The organism is Pseudomonas lalkuanensis (assembly GCF_008807375.1).
Lineage (GTDB): Bacteria > Pseudomonadota > Gammaproteobacteria > Pseudomonadales > Pseudomonadaceae > Metapseudomonas > Metapseudomonas lalkuanensis.
Genome location: NZ_CP043311.1, coordinates 688,578 through 711,739 on the forward strand (window position 1 = coordinate 688,578; position 23,162 = coordinate 711,739).

Here is a 23,162-nt window from a genome sequence, read left to right on the forward strand (position 1 = left end):
CGAGGCTACGGATTGATTGTGGGAACGAATTCATTCGCGAATGAATTCGTTCCCACAGATTCAGGCGCAGGTCAGAGCCCCAGCAGGGCCATGCGTTTGCGCACCGACGCTTCGATACCCGCCGCATCCAGCCCGCACTCGGCGAGCATTTCCGCCGGCTTGGCATGTTCGACGTAGTAATCCGGCAGGCCCAGGTGCAGCACGGGTTTTACCAGGCTCTCGCGGGCGAGGAATTCGCTGACGGCGGCACCGGCGCCACCCATCACACTGTTCTCCTCGATGGTCACCAGCAACTCGTGGCTGCCGGCCAGCTCGCGCACCAGCGCTTCGTCCAGGGGTTTGACGAAGCGCATGTCGACCACGGTGGCATCCAGGCCTTCGGCGACCTGCAGTGCCTCGGCCAGTTGCACACCGAACACCAGCATGGCGACCTTGGAGCCCCGGCGGCGAACCACGGCCTTGCCGATTTCCACCGGTTTCAATTCGCGCTCGATGGTGGCGTTGGGGCCGCTGCCGCGCGGATAGCGCACCGCCGCCGGGCCTTCGAAGTGGTGGCCGGTGGTCAGCAGCAGGCGCAGTTCGTTCTCGTCGCTCGGCGTCATCACCAGCATGCCGGGGATGCAGCGCAGGTAGGAGAGGTCGAAGCTGCCCGCGTGGGTCGGGCCGTCCTCGCCCACCAGGCCGGCGCGGTCGATGGCGAACAGCACGTCGAGGTTCTGCACCGCCACGTCATGGATCAGCTGGTCATAGCCGCGCTGGAGGAAGGTGGAATAGATGGCCACCACCGGCTTGGCGCCGTCGCAAGCCATGCCGGCCGCCAGGGTCACGGCGTGTTGCTCGGCGATGGCGACGTCGAAATAACGGTCCGGGAAACGCTCGCTGAAGGCCACCAGATCCGAGCCTTCCTTCATCGCCGGGGTGATGCCCACCAGGCGCGGGTCCTGCCCGGCCATGTCGCACAGCCACTGGCCGAACACGTTGGAGTATTTCGGGCCGGACGGCTTCTTCGGGGCGGCCGGAGCGTTGATCGGTTCCAGCTTGGTGATGGCGTGATAGCCGATGGGGTCGGCTTCGGCCGGGGCGAAGCCCTTGCCCTTCTTGGTCACCACATGGAGGAACTGCGGGCCCTTGAGGTCGCGCATGTTGCGCAGGGTGGCCACCAGGGTGGGCAGGTCATGGCCGTCGATGGGACCGATGTAGTTCCAGCCCAGTTCCTCGAACAGGGTGCCGGGAACCAGCATGCCCTTGGCGTATTCCTCGGTGCGGCGGGCGATTTCCCAGGCGCCGGGCAGGCGCGAGAGCACCTTCTTGCTGCCTTCGCGCATGCTCGCGTAGGTGCGGCTGGAAAGGATCTTCGCCAGGTAGTTGGACAGGCCGCCGACGTTGCGCGAAATCGACATGTCGTTGTCGTTGAGGATCACCAGCATGTCGGCCTGGACGTCCGACGCGTGGTTGAGCGCCTCGAAGGCCATGCCGGCGGTCAGCGCGCCGTCACCGATCACGGCGATCGACTTGCGATTGGAGCCCTGCATGCGGGCGGCGATGGCCATGCCCAGGGCGGCGCTGATGGAGGTGCTGGAGTGGCCGACGCCAAAGGTGTCGTACTCACTCTCCACGCGGCGCGGGAAGGCGGCGACGCCGTCCTTCTGGCGCAGGCTGCCCATCTGTTCGCGGCGGCCGGTGAGGATCTTGTGCGGGTAGGCCTGGTGGCCCACGTCCCAGACCAGCCGGTCGTCGGGCGTGTCGTAGACATAGTGCAGGGCGATGGTCAGTTCCACCACGCCCAGGCCGGCACCGAAGTGGCCGCCGGTCTTGCCGACGGTATAGAGCAGGTACTGGCGCAGTTCGTCGGCCAGGGTTTCCAGCTCAGCCTCACCAAGCCGGCGCAGCGCATCCGGCGTCGCCGCGCGGTCGAGCAGGGGCGTGACGGGGCGTTCGCGGGGAATCTCGTGGAACGTCGTGGGCATCAGGCTAATCGTTATGGGCAAAAAAAGATGGGCAAGTTTACCTGATGCGCCCCTCAGTGCCCAAACACGCTGTCAGTCGGTTCGTAGCAACCTGTGGGATCGGTTACGCCGGATAATGGCGGGCCAGGAAATCCAGCAGTTGCGCGTTCACCTGTTCAGGTCGTTCGTTCTGCAGCCAGTGGCCGCAATCGGGTAGGCGATGCTGCTCCAGGTGGGGCACCAGTTCGGCCATGCGCTTGAGTGTGTAGGCCTCCAACCGGGCCACCGGATCATGGTCGCCGACCATGAACAGCGTGGGTTGCCGGATCTGCCGGCCTGCCAGGTGCTCGGTCTGCTGCCAGTTCAGGGTGAAATTGCGGTACCAGTTCAGCGGCCCGCGAAATCCGCCAGCGGCGAAGGTGCGCTGGTAGACGGCGAACTCCCCGGCATCGCACCAGCCCGGCAGGGCCGGCGATTCGCTCAGGCCGTCGAGCAGCCGCGAGTCGGCTGGTCTCTCGCGCAGCACGGCGTCGCCCAGGTCGCTCAACAGCAGGCGCAGGCTGCGCTCCAGATCGGCATCCAGCTCCGCTTCGGCCACCCCTGGCTCCTGGAAGTAGAGGATGTAGTTGAAGCGCCCGGCGTTGGCCTCGCGCATGATTTCGATGGCCGGGCGCTTGGGACGGCCGCCGAAGGGCACCGACATGGCGCCCAGCGCCCGGATGCGCTCGGGCTCCAGCAACGCCAGGTGCCAGGCCACCGGCGCGCCCCAGTCGTGGCCGATCACACAGGCATCGGTTTGGCCGAGGCTGTCCATCGCCGCCTGGATGTCGCCGCACAGGGTCAGCAGGGCGTAGTCTTCGATCGCTTCCGGGGCGCTGCTTGCCCCGTAGCCGCGCATTTCCGGCATCAGCACGCGATATCCGGCCGCCGCCAGCGGCTCTGCCTGCTGGCGCCAGGAGTACCAGCACTCGGGAAAACCGTGCAGCAGCCAGACTGGGCGTCCATCGGCCGGCCCGGCGCTGTAAAGGCTCAGGGTGATGCCGTTGACCGGCAGCAGTTGGTGTTCGAAGTTGGGCATGGCGAGCTCCAGGCTTACCAGGTATCGACGAAGGGGCGTTTCTTGCCGGAGCGCGGAGCCGGCCGCGGTGCGGCGTTCAGCCCGCGCAGCAGCCAGGCGCGGGTTTCCTGCGGATCGATCACCGCGTCGATTTCCAGGAAGCTGGCCATGTTGATCGCCTTGCCGTTCTGATAGGCCTTGGCAACCATCTTGTCGAACAGCTTCTGTCGCTCGGCCGGGTCTTCCACTGCGGCCAGTTCCTTGGCGTAGCCCAGGCGCACCGCGCCCTCCAGGCCCATGGCGCCGAACTCGCCGCTGGGCCAGGCGATGGTGAACAGCGGCGAATGGAAGCTCCCCGCCGCCATGGCCTGGGCGCCCAGCCCGTAGCCCTTGCGCAGCACGACGGTGAAGAAAGGCACCGACAGGCCGGCGGCGGCGACGAACATGCGCGAGACGTGGCGCACCGTGGCCTGCTTCTCCGAATCCGGCCCCACCATGAAGCCGGGTGTGTCGCAGAGCGAGAGCATGGGGATGTCGAAGGCGTCGCATAGCTGCATGAAGCGCGCGGCCTTGTCGCCGGCCTGGGCGTCGATGGCGCCGCCGAGATGCATCGGGTTGTTGGCGATCAGGCCGAACGCCTTGCCTTCGATGCGGATGAAAGCGGTGATCAGGCCCGGCGCGAACTGTCGGCGCAGTTCCAGTAGCGAGTCCTGGTCGGCCAGGGTTTCGATCAGCGAGCGGATGTCGTAGGCCCGCAGGCGGTTTTCAGGGATGGCGTGGCGCAGCAGGCGCTGGTCGGCGCACTGCCAGTCCGCCAGGTCACCCTGGAAGTAGGACAGGTATTGCTGCGCCACGCGCACGGCCTCGGCTTCGTCCTCCACCAGCACGTCGATCACCCCGTTGGGACCCTGGACGCTGGTGGGGCCGACGTCCTCCGGCGCGAAACTGCCGAGGCCGCCGCCCTCGATCATCGCCGGGCCGGCCATGCCGATACTGGCGTTGCGGGTTGCGATGATCACGTCACAGCAGCCGAGCAGGGCGGCGTTGCCGGCGAAACAGCGGCCGGACACCACACCCACCAGCGGCACCAGGCCGGACAGCCTCGCCATGCCGACGAAGGTGTGGCAGTCCAGCCCGGCCACCCCGACGAAGTCCGAATCCCCCGGCCGGCCGCCGCCGCCTTCGGCGAAGAGCACCAGCGGCAGGCGCCATTGTTCGGCCAGGCCGAGCATGCGGTCGGTCTTCTTGTGGTTCATCACCCCCTGGGTGCCGGCGAACACCGTGTAGTCGTAGGCGATGGCCATGCAGCGCGCGGCCTCGCTGCCGAAGCGGGCGGCATTCACCGTGCCGATGCCCGCTACCAGTCCATCCGCCGGGCTCTGCTCGATCAGTTCTTCCAGCGACCGGCGCCGGCGCTGGGCGGCCAGCGCCAGGGCGCCGTACTCGATGAAACTGCCCTCATCCAGCAGGTCGTCGAGGTTCTCGCGGGTGGTGCGCTGACCGGTCTTGCGCCGCCTGGCCACGGCCTGCGGACGGCGTTCATCGGTGGTGATGGCGTGGCGCTCCAGCACTTCGGCGAGGTCGGCGCGGATATGCGCGAGGTCGAGGCTTTCCTCGCTCTGCACCGCATCGCCGGCAACCTCCGCCGGCTCCAGGAACAGCAGCGGCGCACCTTCGAACAGGCTGTCACCCGGCGCCACGGCCAGGGCGCGGACGATGCCGCCCCGGGTTGCCTTGACCACGAACTCCATCTTCATCGCTTCCAGCACCGCCACCGGCTGCCCGACGGCAACCGCGTCGCCCTCCTGCACGTCGAGGCTCACCAGCGCCCCCTGGCTGGGGGCGTTCAGCGGTACGCAACCGGCGGGCGCTTCCACCTGCCCGGCTCCAGCAACCGCGGCGGTACCGGCACCGCTGACGAACAGGTGCGGGTGGGCGGTCTGCTGCGGGGCCAGCAGTTGGCCGATTTCCCGTTCGATGAAGCGGGTATCCACGCCCCCGGCCAGTTCCGGGCGGCGCAACAGGTTCTGCAGGAAGTGGATATTGCTCGCCACCCCTTCCAGGCGGAATTCGCAGAGGGCGCGATAGGCTCGGCGCAGGGTCGCCGGCAGGTCATCGCCCTGGACGATCAGCTTGGCCAGCAGCGAGTCGTAGCTGGGGCTGGTCGGGTAGCCCGCGTAGCCATAGCCGTCGACGCGGATGCCCGGCCCGCTGGGGGGCTCGTAGGCGCTGACCAGGCCGCCGGCCGGTCGCGCACTGCCGTCGGCCTGCATGCTTTCCAGGTTGATCCGCAGCTGCACGGCGAAGCCGCGTGGAGAGATGGGTTCCAGCAGGCCCAGGTCGGCCAGGCTGAACCCTTCGGCCAGGCGCAATTGCGTCTGCACCAGGTCGATGCCGGTGACCGCCTCGGTGATGCAGTGTTCGACCTGGATGCGCGGATTGGCCTCCATGAACACGAAGTCGCCACGGCCGGTGTCGACCAGGAACTCGAAGGTGCCGATGCCGCGATAACCGGCGGCGGCGGCCAGGGTCAGCGCGGCGTCGAGGATGCGCTGGCGCAGGCCGGCGTCCAGTTCGGGCGCCGGGGCGATCTCGATCACCTTCTGGTGGCGGCGTTGCAGGCTGCAGTCGCGCTCCCAGAGGTGAGTGACCCGTTCACCGTCGCCCAGCACCTGGACCTCGATGTGCCGGGCATTCTCGATCAGCCGCTCGACGTACAGGTCGCCATTGCCAAAGGCCGCACGTGCCTCGGACTGGCAGCGCTCGAAGGCCTGCTCCAGTTCGCCGGCTTCACGCACCGCGCGCATGCCGCGACCACCGCCGCCAGCCAGGGCCTTGAGCATGATCGGGCCGCCTTCCAGCAGGGCACGGGCTTCGTCGAGGGAGGTGGCGCGATTGCTGCCGGCAGCAAGGGGCAGGCCGCTGCGCGCGGCCAGTGAGCGGGCGCGGGCCTTGTCGCCGAACAGCTCCAGCGCTTCGGCAGATGGGCCGACGAAACGGATGCCGGCGGCTTCGCACTGGCGGGCGAAAGCGGCGTTCTCGCTGAGGAAACCGTAGCCGGGATGGACGGCATCACAGCCGTGCTGGCGTGCCACTTCCACCAACTGGGCAGCGTCCAGATACGCTGCCGCGCCCCGGCCATTGAGCGGCACCGCGAGGTCAGCCTTGCGCGGGTGCAGGGACTGGCTGTCGTCTTCGGCGTAGACGGCGACGCTGCGAATGCCGAGTTCCGCTGCGGCGCGGGCGATGCGGATGGCGATCTCGCCACGGTTGGCGATCAGCAGGGACTGGATGGCTGTGGTCACGGCGAAGATCCTTGGCGTGCAATCCAGTGATCTTAGGCAGCGTGGGCCAATTGCCGCAGCCAACTGTGCCGTGACGAATACCCACCTCTCATGGCGGATGATGATCCGGTGACATGGATTGTCCGAATCGGCCCTTGTGGTGGCCCGATGCCGTGCAGTATCTGTGGCGCCTTCATTTCTCCCACAAGGACCGTCCATGAACGAGCTGCTGCACAGCCTGGACTGGGTGCTGCCCCTGCGCAGCGAGACGCTGACGCCGGTGATGCGTTTCTTCACCCTGTTGGGCTACGAGAAGTTCATCCTGTTTTTCCTGCCGCTGGGCTACTGGGCCTGGCACCGTAGCGTGTTCCTGCGCCTGCTGGTGCTGGTGGCCGTGACCGCGCTGCTCAACGCCTGGCTCAAGGATTACTGGCAGGACCCGCGTCCGGACCTCGCCCTGCGCATGGACCATGAGGTGGGCGACAGCTTCGGCCTGCCCAGCGGCCATGCGCAGATCGCGGTGGTCATCTGGTTCTGGCTGGCCTTCGAGCTGCGCCGCGCCTGGGCCTGGGTGGTCAGCGGCGTTGTGGTGGCGGGGATCATCTTCAGCCGCCTCTACCTGGGCGCCCACGACGTGGAAGACGTGCTGGGCGGCTCCTTGCTGGGCATCGCCACGCTGCTGGCGTTCGCCCAGGTGCAGCACTGGAACTGGTGGCGCGAGGCTCATGGCCTCTGGCACCTGGCGTTGATCCTGCTGGTTTTCCTCGCCGGCTGGCTGACCTGGCCAGGTGTTGCGCCCAGCTATGTGCCGCTGCTGGCGGGGCTGATGGTCGGTGTGCTGTTCGGCTACCGCCGGATGGAATTCTCCGTCGACGTGGCCGTCTGGCGTCGCCTGCTCGCCGCCGCCGTTGGTGCGCTGAGCTTTATCCTGCTGCAGAAGGCGCTCAAGCTCGCCGGCACGGCCTGGGCGCTGGACCCGCAGCTGTGGCAAGGGCTGCGAGGGTTGCTGATGGGCCTGTTCGTGGCTGCGGTCATGCCCTGGACTCTGGTTCGCCTGGGCCTCTTGAAACCGGTCGACAAGCCAGAGGCCGAAGCGCTGGCCGGGTCCGCCGCCTGATGCTGGTTTGTGCCGAATTCGGCATCGGCGGAGGGGAATAGGGCCAAGCGGGCGTGGGGCATCCGGGCCACTGTAGCGGCTGGCTACAGAGGAGAGATGCCCCATGATCCACATGACCCTTGAAGACGTCCGCCACCTGGTGGAAACGGTGCTGCGCCGGCATGGCTTCAGCGAACCCCACGTTCAGGCCGTAGCGGCCACCATAGTGGCCGGCGAGCGCGACGGCTGTACCTCCCACGGGGTGTACCGGCTGCCTGGCTGCATCGCCACCCTGCGCGCGGGCAAGGTCTCGCCGGATGCCGCCCCCGAGGTCTTCGACAGTGCGCCGTCGGTAGTGCGGGTGGATGCCCACGGCGCCTTTGCCCAGTGTGCCTTCCACGCCGGAATGCCATTGCTGGTGGAGAAGGCCCGCAGCCAGGGCATTGCCATGCTGGCGATCAATCGCTGCGTGCACTTCTCGGCCCTCTGGCCGGAAGTCGAACCGCTCACCGAGCGGGGCCTGGTGGCCCTGGCTTTCACCCCCAGCCATGCCTGGGTGGCGCCGGCTGGCGGCATCCGCCCGCTGTTCGGCACCAATCCCATCGCCTTCGGCTGGCCCCGCGCGGACAAGCCGCCGTTCATCTTCGATTTCGCCACCAGTGCCGCCGCCCGTGGCGAGATCGACCTGCACCGCCGTGCCGGCAAGCCCATTCCCCTGGGCTGGGGCATCGACAAGGACGGCCAGCCCACCACCGACCCACTGACCGCCCTCAACGGCGCCATGCTCACCTTTGGCGGCCACAAGGGCTCGGCCCTGGCGGCCATGGTGGAGCTGATCGCCGGGCCCATGATCGGTGACCTGACCAGCGCCGAGTCCCTGGCCTTCGACGAGGGCACCAAGTCGTCGCCCTATGGTGGCGAACTCATCATCGCCATCGACCCGCAGCGCATTCTCGGTGCGGAAGCGGCGCGGCACCTGCAACGCGCCGAGGCTGTGTTCGAGGGCATCCTGGGACAGGGGGCGCGCCTGCCGTCGCAGCGGCGCTACGAGGCGCGGGTGCTCAGTGAGCGGGAGGGGGTGCGGATTCCCCGTGCGCTTTACGAGGAAATCCAGGCGTTGCTGGTGGCTTGAGGAAATTGGTGGCCGGGCGACTTCTCGTCGCCCGGCGTTCATCTCAGAGGCCTACGTCCGGCAGCTGCGGGCGGTTGGCCAGGGCCTTGGCCATGATGCGTTCCACGTGCTCGCGGTCGGCGCCTTGCAGGGCCAGGCGCGGCGGGCGGGTCAGCGCGCTGCCGCGGCCGGCGATTTCCTCGCAGAGCTTGATGCACTGCACCAGGTCCGGGCGGGCGTCGAGGTGGAGGATCGGCATCAGCCATTCGTAGATCGGCATGGCCTCGGCGAAGCGGCCAGCCGTGGCCAGGCGGAAGATGGTTTCGCCTTCTTTCGGGAATACGTTGGACATCCCGGAGATCCAGCCCTGGGCGCCGACGGCGATGCTTTCCAGCACCACGTCGTCCAGGCCGGCGAAGAGGATGAAGCGATCGCCCACTTCGTTGCGCACGTCGATGAAGCGGCGGGTGTCGCCGGAGCTGTCCTTGAAGCAGACGACGTTCTCGCAATCGGCCAGGGAAATGAGAATGTCCGGGGTGACGTCGTTCTTGTAGATGGGCGGGTTGTTGTAGACCATCACCGGCAGGTCGGTGCTCCTGGCCACGGTGCGGAAGTGCTCCGCGGTTTCATGCGGCTTGGAGGAGTACACCAGTGCCGGCATCACCATGATGCCGTCGACGCCGACCCGTTCCACCGCCTGGGCCACCTTGCACGCACCGGCGCTGGTGAATTCGGCGATCCCGCAAATGACCGGCACACGGCCGCCGGAAGCATCCTTGGCGACCTCGGTGACGGCCATCTTTTCTTCGATGGTCAGCGAGGTGTTCTCGCCGACGCTACCACACACCACCAGCCCGGATACGCCGTCTCGCACCAGGTTGGAAATGACCTTGTGGGTTGCCTCCAGGTTCACCGAGAAATCGCTGTTGAATTGGGTGGTGACTGCGGGGAATACACCGCTCCAGTTGACGTGCTTGCTCATGGGTAACTCCATTTCGATGGGTGGGGCCGGCTCGCTCACGGGAATGCAGGCAAGCCGAAACCGTTTGCGCCTGCCGAGGCGGGCGCCGGGGTGGATCTGGAATCCTTGTGCCGCGTGAGGCGTGCTACTGCATGGGCTCGCGCGGCCAGGTGTCGGAAAGCCGGTAGCCGCCGGGCCAGGGATCGCCGGGGTCGAGCAGGTGCTGGTGAGTGCCGGTGATCCAGGCACGCCCGCTGATGCTCGGGATGATCGCCGCACGCCCGGCAACTTCGGTCAGTGCCTCGATCCGGCAATGGAATTGCGAACCGATGATGGAGCGGCCGATGAAGGCTTCGCCCAGCTCCAGCTGGCCCTTGGCATGCAGCACCGCCATGCGCGCCGAGCAGCCGGTGCCGCAGGGGGAGCGGTCGATCTTGCCCGGCCGGATCACCACGGCATTGGCCGCGCCCGCCACGCCCTGTTCGCGTTCGACGGGCGCCGCGATCTGGCAGAAGGAGATGTGGTCCCAATCCGGGTTGAGCGGGTGGACGAACCCCAGTTGCTCATTCGCCGCCTGGGTGATCTTCAGGCCGGTGGCCACCAGCTCGGCGGCTTCGTCGGCGGTCAGGGTGAAGCCCAGCTTCCAGGCGTCGGCGATGACGAAACTGTCGCCGCCATAGGCGGTGTCCACCTGCAGCGAACCGATGCCCTCCACTTCGATCCAGGCGTCCAGCTTGTCGGCGAAAGAGGGCACGTTGCGCACGGTCACGCGCTCGGCCTTGCCATCGCGGCAGTCGGCAGTGACCTCGATCAGCCCCCCCGGCGCTTCCAGCACCAGTCGGGTCTGCGGCTCGGTCATCGGCAGGATGCCGCTGTCCAGCAACACGGTGGAGACGCACAACGAGTTGGAGCCGGACATGGGCGGGGTGTCCGCCGGTTCCATGATGATCCAGGCCATCTGCGCCCGCGGGTCCCTGGCCGGCACCAGCAGGTTGACGTGGCGGAACACGCCGCCACGCGGTTCGTTGAGGACGAAGTTGCGCAGGGTTTCATCCCGGGCGATCCAGCGCGACTGTTCCCACAGGGTTGCGCCGGGCGGCGGTGCAACGCCGCCGACGATCACATCGCCCACTTCGCCTTCGGCGTGGCAGCTGACTACATGAATGATTTTCGAGCTGCGCATGTCAGTTCACCGATTTCAGGAAGTCAGCGGTTTCGGGCAGTTGCGGCGCGCCGATCACTTGCTCCGGCGGGCCGATCTCATGGATGCGCCCGTTGCGGAAGAAGGCCACGCGGTCCGACACATCGCGGGCAAAGCGGATTTCGTGGGTCACCAGCACCATGGTCATGCCTTCGGCGGCGAGCATGCGCATGGTGTCCAGCACTTCGCCGACCAACTGCGGGTCGAGCGCCGAGGTGGCTTCGTCGAACAGCATGTAGTCCGGCGACATGGCCAGCGCGCGGGCAATGGCCATGCGTTGCTGCTGGCCGCCGGACAGCTTGTTGGGGAAGACCTTGAGCTTGTCGCCGAGGCCGACGTGGGTGAGCTGGCGTACGGCAACTTCCTCGGCCTCCTCGCGGCGCTTTCCAAGCACCTTGCGCGGGGCCAGCATCACGTTCTCCAGCACGGTCAGGTGCGGGAACGCATTCCACTGCTGGAAGACGATGCCGATCTTCTGCCGCAGTTTGTTCAGGTCGGTGCGCGGGGCATGGACCTCGGTGCCGTCGACACGGATCTGCCCACCCTGGATCGGTTCCAGGCCATTGATGCACATCAGCAGGGTCGATTTGCCGGAACCGGAGCCGCCGATGATCGAAACCACCTCGCCCTTGTTCACGGTCAGGCTGACGCCCTTGACCACGTCGAGCGCGCCGAAGGATTTGTGCACGTTGTCGATCTCAATCATTTTCCTGCCACCTTTTTTCCAGCTGGGTGCCCAGGCGGGCGATCACCAGGCTCATGACGAAGTAGATGAGTCCGGCGATGCCGAGCACGAACAGCGGCTCCTGCAGCCGGGTGACGATGGTTTGCGAGGCGCGCAGCAACTCGACGATGCCGATCCAGAGCACCAGCGAGGTGTCCTTCATGACTGCCAGGGTCAGGTTGATCCAGCCGGGGAAGGCCACGCGCGTGGCCATGGGCAGCACGATGTGCAGCAGGTCCTGGGTATGGCTCATGCCCAGTGAACGGGCCGCACGGCGGGTCGACTGCGGCACGGCCAGCACGCCGCCCCGGACGATCTCTGCGCAGTAGGCCGTGGCGTAGGTGCCGAGCACCACGCAGGCCACCGTGAAGGCGGACCAGTCCAGCTCGATGATGGTCTTGAAGGCGTTCAGCAGGACGAACTGGATCAGCAGCGGCACGCTGCGGAACACGTCCAGTACCCAGGCCAGCGGCAGGCTGGCGCGTGGCAACAGGGCGCGGATCAGGCCGCAGGCAACGCCCAGCAGGGTGCCGATGAGCATGGCCCAGGCGGTCAGGGTGAGGGTCGTCCACGCGCCCTGGAGGAGGAACTGCATGTCGTTCCAGGTGAAGCTCGAGCTATACATGCCGGACTCCTCAGTAACGGAACAGGCGCCAGGCCATCAGCCGCGCCCCGAGGACGATCAGCTTGGCGAGGACGAAGTAGAGGGCGGCGGCCAGGGCGAAGTACTCGAAGGTGCGGAACGTCTTCACATTCAGCGCCTGGGTGACACCGGTGAGATCACTGGTCATGCCCACCACCACGCCCAGCGAGGTCATCAGCAGCGCCCAGACCATCTGGTTGGTCAGTGGGTAGAACACCACCCGCAAGAGCTGCGGGATCACCACCAGCCGGTAGGCCTGGAAGGCGCCCATGCCCAGCGAGCGCGCGGCACGCAACTGTGTGTGGGGCACGGCGTTGAGCCCGCCACGGAAGGTCTCGGCCAGGTAGCCGGCGTTGTTGAAGGTGATGCCGGCCAGCAGGGCGGTCCAGGAACCCATGTGCAGGCCGAAGGCGCCCAGGCCGAAGTACAGGATGTAAACCTGGAACAGCGCCGGGGTGTTGCGTGCAATCGAGACCCAGGCCATGGCGACCGCCCTGACCGGGCGGCTGCCGGATTGCTGGCCGAGGGCGAGGCCGATGGCGATGGCTGTGCCGAGCAGCATCGAGAGCACGGCGATCTCCAGGGTCACCAGTGCGCCACCGAGCATTTCCGGCAGGGCCAGGAAGGCGGATCGCCAGTGGAAGGTGTAATCGAACATCCGAAACTCCTCTCTGGAGCCGGCCGGAGGCCGTGCCGCCGGCCAGCTCCTCGCGCTTAGCGGTAGACGCCGTTGGCAGTCAGCACCGGGGCATCGCCGCCGACCCACTGGGTGAAGAGTTCCTGGTAGCGGCCGGACCGCACCTGATGGTTGACGAACAGGTTGAGGTAATTGAGCAGGCCGTACTCGCTGCGCTTGGCGCCCAGGGAGACGTAGTCGATGTCGTACGGCGCGGTGCCGGCGATGGTCAGGCCCTGGTACTTGCCGGACTTGATCAGCGAGGAGGCCACGGTGGAGGTCACGGTGGTGGCGTCGATCTGTCCCTGGCTCAGGGCGAGCACGGCGTCAGCCAGCGACTGGTAGGCGTGGAAGGCGCCCTTGTTATCGCCCCATTGTTTGACGTCCTTCTCCAGGGCGATGGCTTCGTAGGTGCCCGCCGGCCCGCCGACGGAGCGGCCCTTGAGGTCATCGTAGCCCTTGATGCCGGCGTTCTCGCGGGTCAGCACCACCATCTGGAAGGCGAAGTAGGGAATGGTCAGGCCGACTGTCTTGGCCCGTTCCAGGGTGTCGGACGTCGAGGCGACGATCACATCGGCGCGGCCGGAAACCAGCGCGGGGATGCGGTCGGGGAACGGCGTTTCGACCACCTCGGCCTCCACCCCCAGGGTCTTGGCGAGGTCCTTGCAGTAGTCGACGTCGAAACCTGCCGGGGCGTTGTCCCCGTCGCGGAAGCCCATGGGCGGGAAGTCCAGCGTGACGGCGCAGCGCAGCTTTCCGGATTCGATGATGTCGTCGAGTTTGTCGGCCTGGGCGGTGAGCGCCAGGGTCGAGCCAAGTACGGCACTGAGGGTCAGGACAAGGGCTTTATTGTTGTTCATCGTGGGCCTCGTAAGTCGTCTGTGTAGGTGCTACGGGTGGTTGAGAAGGGCGTCGCTTTCTCCCGGTACGGCGTTTTTCGGCTGGACTCCTGAAGTCGAATCGATGGCTCAAGCGTCGCCCTGGAGGGCCGGTTGCGGCTTGATGGATTTCCGTTGGGGTCATGACGAAATCAGCACAGCGTGGTTTTCACCGGGCGCGCGCGAACAGGCATGGCGCACGAGGCGGCCATGCCGATGGCTGGAGCGGTCGGGGCGAGCGGATCAGTTGCGGCAGGTGTCGCGGTACTGGCTGGGGGAAAGGCCGGTAAGGGCCCTGAACTGGCGGCTGAAGGCACTGTGGTCGGTGTAGCCGCAGCACAGCGCAACTTCGGTGATGGGCAGGTCGCCTGCGAGCAGTTGGCTGGCGGCGCCGAGACGCGCCTTGTGGATCATTTGCCGCGGGGTGAGCTGGAAGATGCGTTTGCACAGGCGCTCCAGCTGCGCGACCGAGAGCCCCGCGATGGCGGTCAACTGCTCCAGGCTGACGGGGTCGGCGTAATGCTCACGGATGTAGGCATCCACCGCCGCCAGCCGCTGGTAGGCGGGATGACTGGATTGCGGGGCCTGCAGGTCGTAGGAAATGCCCGCCATGCCGATCACCCGCTGTTGCATGTCGCGCAGGGCCAGCTTGTGGGTCAGGCACCAGCCGGGCTGCCGGCCGGGATAGAGGTGCAGCTCCAACTGGTCGCTGAGTGGCTCACCGCCTTCCAGCACACGGCGGTCCTGCGCGGTGTAATGCGGCCCGAAGCGCGTGGGGAACACGTCCTCGGCCGTGCGCCCGAGCAGGGCATCCTTGTTCTTCAGGCCGCAGCGCTGGGCCAGGGTCTGGTTGACCAGCACGTAGCGCGCCTGCGGGTCCTTGATGAAGAACACCACGTCGGGCATGGCATCCAGCAGCGGGGCGATCTGCTCCAGGCTGTCGAGCAGCGTAGGCAGGTTGCGGGCGGTGGGCAGGTGTTCGAGCTTCATGGCGCACTGTGCCTCTGTCGACGTTGTCATCCTACAAGGTCAATCCGTGGGGGTGGGTGTCGCGATTTACATCCACCATCAGGGATACGTTCCGGCTTCGATGGTGGGTCGAAAGAACGTGCCCCATCCCGCGATCAGCCCTCCGGTTCCAGGCAGCGCAGTGTTTCGATTCGCGCCGGCGATAGCGGCGGACGTGGCGCGGGGGGTGTCCAGCCGAACAGGAACTGGCCGGCAGCGCCACACACCCGCCCCTGGCAGGCGCCCATGCCGCAGCGGCTGTGCAGCTTGGCTTCGGTCCAGTCGCGGCGGTTGGCCAGCTCGGCAAACGCCACGTCCTCGCAGCGGCAGACCAGGGTATCGGGTTGCGCCAGGGCCTTGAGTTTCGGATCGAGCGCGAAACCTCGCGCCAGCGCCTCGGCAAAGCCCTGCCAGTGGCGACGTTGCGGCCAGAGCGCGCGGGCCAGGTCTCGATTGCCGACGGCGGCATGGCCGGCGATGGCACCTTCGACCAGGGCCAGTTCGCTGCCGCCGAAGCCCGTGCATTCACCCGCGGCGAAATGGTCTTCCAGGCTGCAAGCCTGCCAGTCGTCCACGGCGATCGCCCCTTGCTCCACGCGGCACCCCAGCAGCTCGCCGAGCTGGGTATTGGGGATCAGGCCGAAACCGCAGGCCAGGCGATCACAGGCGATTTCCACCACCCTGTTGCCTTGCTGCAGCCGCACGGCTTCGAGGCGTTCGCGCCCCAGGGCGGCCAGCACATGGCTGGAGGCGCGATAGCCGGCGTCGAGCAGCTCCATCGCTTGCATGGCCTTGCCCGGCCAGCGCAGCAGGCGGGCGGAAAACCCGGCCAGGGCCAGGAAGGAGGCCTGCTCGGCAATGCGCAGGACGGTGGCGCCGGCGCTGCGGGCGGTCGCCGCACCGGCCAGCAGCAGCGGGCCGCTACCGGCGATGACGACGCGTTCTCCGGCCACTGGCAGACCACCCTTGATCAGCGCCTGCAGGCCACCGGCACCGGTGACACCGGGCAGCGTCCAGCCGGGAAACGGCAGCAGCAGCTCGCGGGCGCCGGTGCAGAGGATGAGTTTGTCGTAGGCCAGCGTCCAACCGCGTTCGGCGCCTTCCAGCAGCAGTCGCCTGGCGCCGGCAAGGGCGACCACGCGGCTGCCGCTGAACACCTGGACGTTACCGGCTTCCGCCAGGGCCTGGCGCAGTGTCCGGGCCCTTTCGGGCAGGTGCGCCTGCGGTCCGTCGCGCCATATCTGGCCGCCGGGGGCCGGGTTGTCGTCGATCACGGCGATGCCTGCGCCGCTTGGTGCGGCAGCCAGGGCCGCCGCCAGGCCGGCGGGTCCGGCGCCGATGATCAGCAGGTCGACCTTCATGCTTGCGTCTCCACCTGCATGCCGGCCTGGCACAGGGTCTGGCAGGCCAGTCGGCGCCGGCCGTCGATGGTCACCCGGCATTCCTGGCAGATGCCCATGCCGCAGAAAGGCGCGCGGCGCTGGCCGCTGACCGAGGTGCGGCAACTGCCATCGCCGCATCGGGCGAGCGCGGCCGCCACGGTGGTGCCCGCCGCGACGACCACGCTGCGGCCGTCCAGGCTGAGTTCGATCATCCTTCTGCTCCTGCCGTGAGCGCACGGGAAAAACGCTCCAGACTGTAGGCTGCGCTGGCTATGTGGGGGCGTTCGCCGAGCAGCCCGGCCGCCAGCAGGCGCGCGGTGGCGGGGGCCGTGGTCACGCCCAGGCCCTCGTGCCCGACGGCGAGCCAGAGGCCCGGCTGGTCGGGGTGCTGGCCGATGATGGGGAGACCATCCGGCGTGGCTGCGCGAAAGCCGGTCCAGCAGCGAATGGCGTTGAGATTGCCGATCCCTGGCAGGTAATCCAGCGCCCTGGCCAGCATGCGGCCGAGCACCGGACCTTCGATCCGGGGATCCAGCGTGTCGAATTGGCGCGACGAGCCCAACAGGATCTGCCCGGTGGGCCGAGGTTGTGCGTTGAAGGCCACGGACGTGCCGCTGTTTGCGTGGGCGCTGCTGGCGTAGCCCAACTCCACCAACTGGTGATGGATCTGGCCGGGGTAACGATCGGTGATCAGCAGGTGGCCTTTTTTCGGCGCGACCGGCAGGCCCGGACATAGCGCTGGCGCCTGGATGCCGTTGGCCAGTATCACGGCGCCGGCGTCGAGTTGACGGCCATCGTCCAGGTGCACGCGGGAACCCCGGATGGTGTTGACGCGGGCACGCTCACGGGTGATGCCGTTGCCACCCTGGCGGAGCAGCCACTGTGCGGCGTTCGGCGCGTAGAGAATGCCGTCGCCACTGACCCGCAGGGCGCCCTTGAGGCCCGGATGCAGCGTGGGCTCCAGGTCCTGGAGCCGGTTCGCGTCGAGCATCTCGCAGGCGACGTCCCGCTCGCGCAGGGTGGCGGCCTTGCGCTCCGCTTCGTGCATCTCCGCCTCATTGGCCGCCAGCCACAGGGTGCCGCAGTTGCGGTGGGCGCAGGTGTCATCCAGCCGAGGCGCCCATTGCCGCCAGAGGTCCAGCGAGTAGCTGCACAGCGCCAGTTCCGCGGGGCTGTCGTCCATGGCCACCAGGTGCCCCATTCCGGCGCCGGTGGCGCCACCCTGGCCACTGTCCAGCACCAGCACCGTCAAACCGCGCAGGGCCAACTCAAAGGCGCAGGCGCTGCCGACGATCCCGGCGCCGACGACGATGATGTCCGCTGTCACAGACGGATGCCCCAGGCGAACGGATCGTCCTCTTGCAGTAGGAGAGTGGCTTCGGCACTCATGTGGGCACGACCGCGAATGGTCGGCACGATGCGACCGCCTTCCAGCCACTCGAAGCGTCCCTCGAACTGGCTGCCGATGACGCTCGCCTGGCGCCAGGGTTCGCCTGCGGCCAGTTTGCCGTCGGCCGCGAGGCACGCCAGCTTGGCGCTGGTGCCGGTGCCGCAGGGGGAGCGGTCGTAAGCCTTGCCCGGACAGAGCACGAAGTTCCGGCTGTCGGCATCGGCGTCTTCGGCGAACAGCTCGATATGGTCGATTTCCCCACCGTCCTCGCCGCGAATGCCCTGGTCCTCCAGGGCCTGCTTCACGGCGCAGGTATAGGTGGTGAGGGCATCGAGATTGTCGCCGGCCACCCGTTGGCCGTGATCGGCGATCAGGAAGAACCAGTTGCCGCCCCAGGCGATGTCGCCGACCACCCGGCCGATGCCCGGCACCTCCAGCTGGACGTCCTTGCGGTAGCGATAGGCGGGCACGTTGCGCACGCTGACCGAACGGTCCTCATGCAACGTGGCTTCCACCGTGCCGACCGGCGTTTCGATGCGATGAGTGCCGGGCTGGATGCGCCCCAGATGGGCCAGGGATGCGACCAGGCCGATGGTCCCGTGGCCACACATGCCGAGGTAACCGGCGTTGTTGAAAAAGATGACTCCGGCACAGGCGCTCGGGTCCTGCGGTTCACAGAGCAGGGCGCCCACCAGTACATCGCTGCCACGGGGTTCGAGCACGGCGGCGGCGCGCCAGGCATCGAATCGCTCGGCGAGAACACGCCGGCGCTCCGCCATGCTGCCCTGGCCTAGGTCAGGGAAACCGTCGATCACCAGGCGGGTTGGTTCGCCGCCGGTGTGCGAATCGATGACGCGGATGCTCTTCATGGACGCCTGCCCCTGCTGTGGAAATTTCCTGGCAAGGGTGGCGCCGCAGGAGCCTTGGCGGCTTGAGGGATTTCATGCCGGCCCGTGACGAAATCGGCACAGGCCTGGGAGGGCGGTCAGCTGCGTCGTTCGACGATGTAGCGGGCCAGGGCTCGCAGCGGCTCGGCGGTATCGCCCAGGTTGGCGGTGGCGCGCAGGGCCTGGTCGCGCAGCTCCAGCGCATAGGCCTTGGCGTTATCGAGGCCGAGCAGGGAAGGGTAGGTGGGCTTGTCGTGGGCCTGGTCCTTGCCCTGGGTCTTGCCCAGGGTGGCGGTGTCGCTCTCCACGTCGAGGATGTCGTCCTGCACCTGGAAGGCCAGGCCAATGGCCCGCGCGTAGATGCGCAGGGCTGCCAGGGAGGCCGGGTCAGCCTGTCCGCTGGCCAGGGCGCCGAGGCGCACGCTGGCTTCGATCAGCGCGCCTGTCTTGTGCCGGTGCATGGCCTCCAGGGCCCCCTGGTCGAGTTTCAGGCCAACCGAACCGAGGTCGATGGCCTGGCCGCCAACCATGCCGGCGGGGCCGGCGGCGTGGCCGAGACTGGCGACCATCGCCAGACGGGTTTCGGCGTCCTGCGGGTTGCGTAGGGGATCGGCCAGCACTTCGAAGGCCAGCGCCTGCAGGCCGTCGCCGGCGAGGATGGCGGTCGCTTCATCGAAGGCGATGTGGGTGGTGGGCTGGCCACGGCGCAGGTCGTCGTCGTCCATGGCCGGCAGGTCGTCGTGGACCAGGGAATAAGCGTGGATCAGCTCCACCGCGCAGGCCGCGCCATCGGCACGGGCCACGTCACCGCCGAGGGCTTCACAGGCGGCGTAGACCAGCAGCGGGCGCACGCGTTTGCCACCGTTCACCACGCTGTAGCGCATGGCCTGGTAGAGACGTTCGAGCGGGGTGAGCGGGGGGATGAAAAGCTCGGCGAGGGCCGCGTCCACGCGCTCCTGGCAGCGGGCCTGGTAGCTGGTGATCATGCTTGTTCGTCCGCGTCGAAGGGCGCTTCTTCCAGTTGGCCGTCGCGCTCCAGCAGGATCTGCACCTTCTGCTCCGCCTGGGTCAGCGAGGTCTGGCACTCACGGGTCAGGCGAATACCCTGCTCGAAGGCGCTGAGGGAGTCCTCCAGCGACAGTTCGCCGCTTTCCAGGCGTTCCACCAGGGCCTGAAGGTCGGCGAGGGACTGTTCGAAATCGGGGGTGGCTTTCTTGCGGGCCATGATGCTGTCTCGCGGCGGTCGAATCGGGCGCGACACTAGCAGAGCCGTACCCTGCGGGCAAATGAAGGGGGCGGATGGTTGCCGGGGGCAGGATCAATTGTGGGGGCGAACTACCGGCCGCTCATAGCCCAGCATCGGAGGTTCGGCGTTCCCGTGGGAGCGAATTTATTCGCGAATGAATTCGCTCCCACAAATCCGGATATCCACAAGGGATTCGGGCTCAAGTGATAGCGAAGTAATACGCCGTCATCCCCGTTCCTACCGCAATCACCAGCCAGCGCAGCCATTGGGTCGGCAGTTTCCGCGCCAGCGCGCCGCCACAGTAGCCGCCGCAGCTGGCCGCGCCCAGCAGCACCGCCAGCTCGCCCCAGCTCACCCGGCCCGCCGCCACGAAGGTCACCACCGCCACGCTGTAGATGGTGCTCGACAGCAGGTTCTTCAGTGCGTTGGCGCGCAGCAGCGGATGGCCCTCGATGGAGAAGGCCGCCAGTTGCAGGATGCCCATGCCGGCGCCGAAGTAGCCGCCGTAGATGGCCACCAGTGTGTGGCTCAGGCTGCTGCCGATGCCATGAGGCGGCAGGTTTCCGGCCTGAAGTCCGCGATTGATCAGCCTGCTCAGCCAGGGGCTGGTGGCGAACAGCAGGGTGGCGGCCATCAACAGCCAGGGAATCAGCCGGCGAAAGGTTTCGTCGCCGCCGGCAAGCAGCAGCAGGCCGCCGCCCAGGCCGCCCAGCAGGGACAGCAGCACCAGCGGCACCACGTAACGCCCCAGCGGACGCAGCTGCTCCCGCGCCGCCCAGCTGGCGGCCAGGCTGGCGGGCCAGAGGGCCACGGCATTGGTGGCGTTGGCGGTCACCGGTGGCAGGCCGGCCGCGAGCAGGGCCGGGAAGGAGAAGAAGGTGCCGCCGCCAGCGAGTGCATTCATGCCCCCGGCGGCGAAGCCGGCGACCAGCAGCAGGAAGAAATCGTGAAGGCTCATGTTCGGACGCGCAAAAGCGGGCAGGTTACCCCTGGGGGTGAGCGGTGGCAAAGAAGGGGCGAACGGTTGCCGGCCTGACTGCCCGCCGACCAGTGAGCCGAATCGCTGATGAGTGGAAATACGCGAAATCGCGGTAGCAGTATGCTGTCAACAACCGTATGGGGCGGGGGCAGTAACCGCACGGAAGCCCACTCCACAAGCCTTCCCGAGCAGTAATGGCGGAAGGCGAACAGGTTAGGTTCCACGCATTAGCGTCAGACCGGAATCGGGTTCAGCAATCCCGCTTCCGGTCTTTTTCATGTGTGGGTAGGAAACTATCCTACGAGGCCTGTCGGGTAGGGTGCGCCGCGCGCACCAGCGTGCCTACTTGCCCTGGGGTTCATCCGCCAGCAAGGCAAAGCCTTCGCGGTTGTCGCTGACGATGCGGAAGCGCTCGCTCTGGCCCGCTTCGATATGCGCGGCCTTTTCACGGCGGAGTCGGCCCTTGGAGCAGAGGGTGTCGTCGGTTTCGTCGATGCCGATGCCGACGATGCGGTCGCCCGGCGGAACCTGGAAGCTGGCGACTTCGCCTATGCCGATGCGCGCCGCCAACTGGCGGTCCACATGCACGGCGATGTAGCAGCCGCTGCCCAGCCCGCCCATGTCGCGGTTCACCACAATCTGTCCACCACCCGCTACCGGTTCCTGGAACGCCAGCAGGCGGTCGGCGGGGACCTGGGTGATCTGGCCCGGTTCCGTGCGGTAGGACGAACAACCAGCGAGCAGGAGCAGAGAAACGGCGGCACAGATCAGACGCATGGAGCCCTCCTTGGGCGCAAAAGCGGAAGTGCTGCTGGAACTCTAGTGGATGCCCCGGCGTTTGCCATGGCAAACCCTGCGCGGATGCATCAGCGCTGACCCGTCGCATCCTCCGTCGGCAGCTTCTTCAGTCGGTAGGCCAGGGCGGGGCGGGTCATGCCCAGCAGCCGGGCGGCTTCCGACACATTGTTCTGCGCGCGTTTCATCGCGCCCTGCATCAGCGCTTCCTCCACCGAGTCCAGGCTGACGCCGCTGTCGATCAGGCGTTCCACCCAGTCCGGCTCGACGCTCGGCACCGCCTCCACCAGCGAGCCGCTGCTGGAAAGACCGATACTCTGGGCCTCGTGGGACAGGTGCGGGAAGAGCGCGTCGGCGCTGATGCTCTGGTTGGCGTCGGTGATGATCACCCCGCGTTCGACGAGGTTCTCCAGCTCGCGGATGTTGCCCGGCCAGTCGTAGCGCATGCAGGCTTCCAGAGCGCGGTCGGAGAGGCCCAGGGTGTGCTTGCCGTAGGCGGTGTGCAGGCGCGCGAGGAAGTGATCCACCAGCAGCGGAATGTCTTCCTTGCGTTCGCGCAGGGAGGGAATGAACACCGGGTAGACGTTCAGCCGGTAGTAGAGATCGGCGCGGAAGCGGCCGTCCTTCACCGCTTTGGCCAGGTCTTCATGCGTAGCCGCGATCACCCGGACGTCCACCTTGCGGGTCTGCGAATCGCCTACCCGTTCCAGCTCTTCCTCCTGCAGCACCCGCAGCAGGCTGGCCTGGGCGCGCGGCGTGAGCTCCACCACCTCGTCGAGGAACAGGGTGCCGCCGTTGGCGCGCTCGAAACGGCCCATGCGCGACTGTTGGGCGCCGGTGTAGGCGCCGCGCTCGACACCGAACAGCTCGGCCTCGATCAGGTCCGGTGGAATGGCCGCGCAGTTCAGCGCGACGAAGGGCCCGCCGGCGCGCTCGCTGCGCAGGTGCAGGCTGCGCGCCATGACTTCCTTGCCGACGCCGGTTTCCCCCAGCAGCAGGACCGAAGCCTTGCCCGGCGCCGCCTTGTCGATCAGGGTGCAGGCCTTGCGGTAGAGCGGCGCCTTGCCGATGCCGTAGTACTGGCCGGCGTCCTGCTCCAGGCGCTGGCGCATGGTCGCGACCTGAAGCTGCAGGGCCTGGAGTTCTTCGATGATCGGGTCGCTCTGGAAGTAGCGCATGAACGCCTCGGCGTCCTCCCATTCCTCCACCGGCTTGCCGATGATGCGGCAGCGCGAGTCGCCGCAGCCGCGGCAGCTGACTTCCTTGTAGAGCACCTGGCGGCCAAGGAAGAACGACGAGTAGCTGATGGCGTAGCCGAGCAGGGTCCAGCACACCGGCTGGTCGGATGACATGCCTTCGGCGCGGCAGTTTTCCACCTCGTAGGAATTCTGCCATTCGAGGTCGGCGTAGAACTCGCCGTTCTCGATGTCGATGTTCATCTCCAGTGGATTGACCTTGACCATGCCCTTCAGCGAATGGAGCTGCGGGCCGGTGAGGAACATCTCCACCGCATCGGCGTCGGGGCGCAGCTTGCGCGCCAGTTCGGCGTCCTTCAGGCCGGACTGGTAGCCCAGGCGCAGGAACAGTCCCTTGGCGCGTTCCTCGCCGAGCATCTCCACCAGCTCGCGGCGGAACGAGCCCATGGCGGCGGACTGGAGCAGCAGCATGCGCTGCTCGTCGAGCCAGATCTTGCCCTCGTTGCCGAGGAAGCGGACCCGGTCGGTCAGGTCCTTCAGGGTCGGGCTGTGTTCCGACGCCTTGTAATCAACTTTCATCGTGCTGCACCCCAGATTGTTCTTGTGCGGGGAGGCCGGCGAACCACCGCTCAGGCAGGCGGTCTGGACGGTTCGAGCGGGCGGCCGGTGGACGCAAGGAAGGGCCGCGTTCTTTTTTCTAAG

General features: G+C 67.3%; 21 protein-coding genes. 2 read left to right on the forward strand and 19 right to left on the reverse strand.

Going from position 1 to position 23,162, the window contains the following annotated elements; translation table 11 throughout:
- Positions 1 to 71: 71 nt before the first annotated feature.
- The 3 genes from dxs to FXN65_RS03315 all read right to left on the reverse strand — a co-directional run bounded on the left by dxs (position 72) and on the right by FXN65_RS03315 (position 6,308).
- On the reverse strand, positions 72 to 1,967 hold the full coding sequence (gene dxs / locus FXN65_RS03305) for a 1-deoxy-D-xylulose-5-phosphate synthase (protein WP_151131628.1): 1,896 nt from the start codon (positions 1,965 to 1,967) through the stop codon (positions 72 to 74).
- Positions 1,968 to 2,070: 103 nt separating this feature from the next.
- Positions 2,071 to 3,024, reverse strand: a complete 954-nt coding sequence (locus FXN65_RS03310; protein ID WP_151131629.1) for an alpha/beta fold hydrolase — start codon at positions 3,022 to 3,024, stop codon at positions 2,071 to 2,073.
- A gap of 14 nt (positions 3,025 to 3,038) precedes the next feature.
- Positions 3,039 to 6,308 carry an acetyl-CoA carboxylase family protein gene (locus FXN65_RS03315; RefSeq protein WP_151131630.1) on the reverse strand — a complete coding sequence of 1,090 codons (3,270 nt, stop codon included), beginning with the start codon at positions 6,306 to 6,308 and terminating at the stop codon, positions 3,039 to 3,041.
- A 196-nt stretch (positions 6,309 to 6,504) separates the two neighbouring features.
- Between FXN65_RS03315 and FXN65_RS03320 the strand changes: the two genes are divergently transcribed.
- Complete coding sequence (locus FXN65_RS03320) at positions 6,505 to 7,404, forward strand: phosphatase PAP2 family protein (RefSeq protein ID WP_151131631.1); 900 nt, start codon at positions 6,505 to 6,507, stop codon at positions 7,402 to 7,404.
- A gap of 103 nt (positions 7,405 to 7,507) precedes the next feature.
- Positions 7,508 to 8,515 carry an Ldh family oxidoreductase gene (locus FXN65_RS03325; protein WP_151131632.1) on the forward strand — a complete coding sequence of 336 codons (1,008 nt, stop codon included), beginning with the start codon at positions 7,508 to 7,510 and terminating at the stop codon, positions 8,513 to 8,515.
- Between the two features lie 43 nt (positions 8,516 to 8,558).
- Here FXN65_RS03325 and FXN65_RS03330 read toward each other — a convergent pair whose 3' ends face one another.
- From FXN65_RS03330 to FXN65_RS03405, 16 genes are all read right to left on the reverse strand, one after another.
- Complete coding sequence (locus tag FXN65_RS03330) at positions 8,559 to 9,476, reverse strand: dihydrodipicolinate synthase family protein (RefSeq protein WP_151131633.1); 918 nt, start codon at positions 9,474 to 9,476, stop codon at positions 8,559 to 8,561.
- Between the two features lie 124 nt (positions 9,477 to 9,600).
- A complete protein-coding gene (locus FXN65_RS03335) occupies positions 9,601 to 10,638 on the reverse strand; it encodes a trans-3-hydroxy-L-proline dehydratase (protein WP_151131634.1) in 1,038 nt (345 codons plus the stop codon).
- Position 10,639: 1 nt separating this feature from the next.
- Complete coding sequence (locus tag FXN65_RS03340; RefSeq protein WP_151131635.1) at positions 10,640 to 11,362, reverse strand: amino acid ABC transporter ATP-binding protein; 723 nt, start codon at positions 11,360 to 11,362, stop codon at positions 10,640 to 10,642.
- Positions 11,355 to 12,005, reverse strand: coding sequence for an amino acid ABC transporter permease (locus tag FXN65_RS03345; protein WP_151131636.1), 651 nt, complete (start codon positions 12,003 to 12,005; stop codon positions 11,355 to 11,357). The genes FXN65_RS03340 and FXN65_RS03345 overlap by 8 nt, the downstream gene beginning before the upstream one ends.
- Positions 12,006 to 12,015: 10 nt before the next feature.
- Complete coding sequence (locus FXN65_RS03350; protein ID WP_151131637.1) at positions 12,016 to 12,681, reverse strand: amino acid ABC transporter permease; 666 nt, start codon at positions 12,679 to 12,681, stop codon at positions 12,016 to 12,018.
- Between the two features lie 56 nt (positions 12,682 to 12,737).
- Positions 12,738 to 13,559, reverse strand: coding sequence for an ABC transporter substrate-binding protein (locus FXN65_RS03355; RefSeq protein WP_151131638.1), 822 nt, complete (start codon positions 13,557 to 13,559; stop codon positions 12,738 to 12,740).
- Positions 13,560 to 13,820: 261 nt separating this feature from the next.
- Positions 13,821 to 14,567 (reverse strand): AraC family transcriptional regulator, encoded by a 747-nt coding sequence (locus tag FXN65_RS03360; protein ID WP_151131639.1) that lies wholly within the window; start codon positions 14,565 to 14,567, stop codon positions 13,821 to 13,823.
- 134 nt (positions 14,568 to 14,701) lie between these two features.
- Complete coding sequence (locus FXN65_RS03365; protein ID WP_151131640.1) at positions 14,702 to 15,946, reverse strand: NAD(P)/FAD-dependent oxidoreductase; 1,245 nt, start codon at positions 15,944 to 15,946, stop codon at positions 14,702 to 14,704.
- Positions 15,943 to 16,179 (reverse strand): 2Fe-2S iron-sulfur cluster-binding protein, encoded by a 237-nt coding sequence (locus tag FXN65_RS03370; protein WP_151131641.1) that lies wholly within the window; start codon positions 16,177 to 16,179, stop codon positions 15,943 to 15,945. The genes FXN65_RS03365 and FXN65_RS03370 overlap by 4 nt, the downstream gene beginning before the upstream one ends.
- Positions 16,176 to 17,294 carry an NAD(P)/FAD-dependent oxidoreductase gene (locus FXN65_RS03375; RefSeq protein WP_151131642.1) on the reverse strand — a complete coding sequence of 373 codons (1,119 nt, stop codon included), beginning with the start codon at positions 17,292 to 17,294 and terminating at the stop codon, positions 16,176 to 16,178. Before FXN65_RS03375 ends, FXN65_RS03370 begins: the two co-directional genes overlap by 4 nt.
- Positions 17,291 to 18,226: a 4-hydroxyproline epimerase gene (locus tag FXN65_RS03380; protein WP_151131643.1), complete on the reverse strand. Its 936-nt coding sequence runs from the start codon at positions 18,224 to 18,226 to the stop codon at positions 17,291 to 17,293. The genes FXN65_RS03375 and FXN65_RS03380 overlap by 4 nt, the downstream gene beginning before the upstream one ends.
- A 116-nt stretch (positions 18,227 to 18,342) precedes the next feature.
- Positions 18,343 to 19,230, reverse strand: coding sequence for a (2E,6E)-farnesyl diphosphate synthase (ispA, locus tag FXN65_RS03385; RefSeq protein WP_151131644.1), 888 nt, complete (start codon positions 19,228 to 19,230; stop codon positions 18,343 to 18,345).
- Positions 19,227 to 19,469: an exodeoxyribonuclease VII small subunit gene (locus tag FXN65_RS03390; protein WP_151131645.1), complete on the reverse strand. Its 243-nt coding sequence runs from the start codon at positions 19,467 to 19,469 to the stop codon at positions 19,227 to 19,229. Before FXN65_RS03390 ends, ispA begins: the two co-directional genes overlap by 4 nt.
- Before the next feature lie 220 nt (positions 19,470 to 19,689).
- On the reverse strand, positions 19,690 to 20,448 hold the full coding sequence (locus FXN65_RS03395; RefSeq protein WP_151131646.1) for a sulfite exporter TauE/SafE family protein: 759 nt from the start codon (positions 20,446 to 20,448) through the stop codon (positions 19,690 to 19,692).
- Between the two features lie 363 nt (positions 20,449 to 20,811).
- Complete coding sequence (locus FXN65_RS03400) at positions 20,812 to 21,246, reverse strand: 3-isopropylmalate dehydratase (RefSeq protein WP_151131647.1); 435 nt, start codon at positions 21,244 to 21,246, stop codon at positions 20,812 to 20,814.
- Positions 21,247 to 21,335: 89 nt separating this feature from the next.
- The gene (locus FXN65_RS03405) at positions 21,336 to 23,039 is read right to left on the reverse strand and encodes a sigma-54-dependent Fis family transcriptional regulator (RefSeq protein WP_151131648.1); all 1,704 of its coding nucleotides are present in this window, start codon (positions 23,037 to 23,039) and stop codon (positions 21,336 to 21,338) included.
- Positions 23,040 to 23,162 lie beyond the last annotated feature (123 nt).